This window comes from Ralstonia sp. TCR112 (genome assembly GCF_007997035.1).
Lineage (GTDB): Bacteria > Pseudomonadota > Gammaproteobacteria > Burkholderiales > Burkholderiaceae > Ralstonia > Ralstonia edaphi.
The window spans coordinates 1-704 of the sequence record NZ_VOSS01000152.1 but is presented as its reverse complement, the minus strand read 5'-3'; the positions used below and the strand labels follow the sequence as shown (position 1 = coordinate 704).

Below are 704 nucleotides of genomic sequence, written 5' to 3'. Positions count from 1 at the left end.
GTGAAATACTGGATGAACAGATAGCCCGCCGTGCCAGTGAATATCCGGCTCATCGGATACGTCAATTGCGCGTCGACGCTGCCGTAGGCCTTGCGAGTGCCTTTGCGCAGCGTGGCGGCCAATTCCCAGCCGTTGGGCGCGCCGTACGACACGCGGAAATCCCCAAAGCCGCGGTAGTGCGCGATATCGGTGTTGCCTGTGCGCGTGAGGTAGGCGTAGAGCTTCGGCTCGAACTTCCAGTGGTAGTCGTTCAGGTCACCAAAGTGGAACGTGGGGCGTACGAAGACGGTGTTGATGGCGCGTGAGGCATCGCCGTCGCGGCCGTTCGATTCGTGCTCGATGCCGCCCGCGAACGACAGCCGGGTGAGCGCGCCGCCGTGGATGCCCGTGTCGGGGCGGTAATAGAAGATGCTGGGCCGGTAATTCGTATCGCGGAACGGCGCGGATTCCTTGCCCAGATCCCACAGCGAGAACTGCGTGTAACCGAAATACACGTTATCGAGCAGCGCTGCCGATGCCGGATTCTCCGGCTGAAAAATCCGGAACTTGAAGCTCAGTTGGAACTTGGCGTTCAGCCCTTCGTGTGCCCCGATGGCGGCGAACATGGGCTCGTGGAACGTCAGGCGAGCGGTGTCTTCTGGCGGACGGAATGCTTCACCACTGCCCGCCACCGCCACAGGGGTGGGCGGTGCAGCCGTTGCGCT

1 protein-coding gene is annotated in these 704 nt (G+C 62.4%); it reads right to left on the bottom strand.

The window, feature by feature from the left end; genetic code table 11:
• Positions 1 to 704 (bottom strand): phospholipase A (locus FUT88_RS24665; protein WP_186829375.1); only part of this gene is annotated, 704 nt, incomplete at both ends.